General features: G+C 43.3%; 1 pseudogene. It reads left to right on the top strand.

What is annotated here, in order from left to right:
• Positions 1 to 457 (top strand): annotated as a pseudogene (locus tag OQ279_RS07220) (hypothetical protein); the annotation flags it as partial.

Raw genomic sequence — 457 nt, 5'->3', positions numbered from 1 at the left:
ATGCTGAAGGAAACGCGACCATCACTCCTGAAGATATCGACAACGGTTCTTCCGATGCCTGCGGAATTTCAGAAATGACGCTTGATAATGACACTTTTGACTGCTCTAATGTTGGGGAGAACACTATAACTCTTACAGTAATCGATAATAACGGAAATGAAAGCTCTGCGGAAGCTACAGTAACTGTTGAAGATAATGTAGCTCCGGTTGCGGTAATCCAAAACATCACTGTACAGCTTGATGCTGAAGGAAACGCGACCATCACTCCTGAAGATATCGACAACGGTTCTTCCGATGCCTGCGGAATTTCAGAAATGTCTCTTGATAATGCCATTTTTGACTGCTCTAATGTTGGGGAGAATACTGTAGTGCTTACTGTGGAAGACAACAATGGAAACAAAACTTCTGCGGAAGCTACAGTAATTGTTGAAGACAAAGTAGCTCCTGTGGTGCTGAC

The sequence above is a fragment of the Salinimicrobium profundisediminis genome, from assembly GCF_026241755.1.
GTDB classification, from domain to species: domain Bacteria; phylum Bacteroidota; class Bacteroidia; order Flavobacteriales; family Flavobacteriaceae; genus Salinimicrobium; species Salinimicrobium profundisediminis.
This window is presented reverse-complemented; position numbering and strand designations above follow the sequence as displayed.